Annotated in this window: 2 protein-coding genes; both read left to right on the top strand. The window is 38.7% G+C overall.

Annotated elements, in window-relative coordinates:
- The first annotated feature begins 207 nt into the window (after positions 1-207).
- Complete coding sequence (locus A4R26_RS10775) at positions 208-486, top strand: hypothetical protein (protein ID WP_081163793.1); 279 nt, start codon at positions 208-210, stop codon at positions 484-486.
- Between the two features lie 203 nt (positions 487-689).
- Positions 690-1,202 (top strand): hypothetical protein, encoded by a 513-nt coding sequence (locus A4R26_RS10770; protein WP_081163792.1) that lies wholly within the window; start codon positions 690-692, stop codon positions 1,200-1,202.
- The last annotated feature ends 8 nt before the right edge of the window (positions 1,203-1,210 follow it).

Below are 1,210 nucleotides of genomic sequence, written 5' to 3'. Positions count from 1 at the left end.
TTGATAATATGCGGGTTTAAAAATATTAAAGTAGTCCTGTCGGGACTACAATCAATTCAACCCGCTGTTGACCAGCGAGTCCTCCTTTAAATCGAATCTAAATCCGTTTTACAAAAGATTGTGTCACCTTGGTTAAAGCTCTTGACAAATAATTTCCATGTTTTTCCTTTGTCTGATGATCTGAGAATGCCATCTCGATGAATACAAATGAAGTTTTCACCAACCTGGGTAACAGATCTTAACTCGCAAATTCGTTTTCCGGCAAATACGGATATCTACTTCCTCGTCGTCGGCTATACGGACTATTCAGTTTATGAAGAAGTAACGTTTAACCGCTATGGGGGTATCGAAGTGTTGGAGTTGGTGGATGTACCTATGCCGGTAGGCGACGTAATTGTACAAGTGAAAGCTGTATCCATTAACCCCATTGACTGGAAGTTGTGGCAGGGAGAAATGTACAATACAAATGTCAGCGGTTGTATTTAATTGACCGTAATCATCCAAATGCATAAGGGGAGTTAACGGTTGCTTTAGATATCGAAATATTTTTCTTCAAAAATTTGTTCAGCAAAAAATTATCCTATCTTTGATTACTTCAAAAAATTTCCCGCATCCTTTATTAACGCTTCACAATCCTTATTGAAACATCGGCTGATCAACAATGATTAAATCAGTTAAATCATTTCAATATGAAAAGGTTCATTGTGTTCGCTTGTATAGGAGTTGCCGCCTTCATAACAGGTTGTAAAAAGAGTTCGTTTGATAACGCCAATAAGCAGGAGTATAATGGCGAACGGGCTAACAGTGATAATGCAAAGGGGCCTAATGCTTTTCCTGATAAGACAGTGAGGGTACTTTATTTGCTACCGAAGGATGTGTCTTTAAATAATTTGTACTTTAAGTCAATCTTAAAGGCTGCACCTGTTTTGCAGGAGTGGTATAAAGACCAATTGGACGGAAAGACTTACAAATTGAACAAACCAGTAGTAGAAATCTGTAAAAGTCAAAAACCGGAAGCATGGTTTAGAGCCTATAACGGGGCGGACGTTAGTGGAACTGACCCCACCTATTACTTTTGGTTTAACACAATTACTGAGGTTCGCGCACTTCTTAAGAAGAGCTGGGATCTAACCAAATACACTTTTACAATTTATATTGATGCTGATGGAACAGGTACTGGTTGTAAATTCTTGCCATGTTGACCCAGGGT

This window comes from Niastella populi (genome assembly GCF_002078015.1).
Classification (GTDB): domain Bacteria; phylum Bacteroidota; class Bacteroidia; order Chitinophagales; family Chitinophagaceae; genus Niastella; species Niastella populi.
This window is presented reverse-complemented; position numbering and strand designations above follow the sequence as displayed.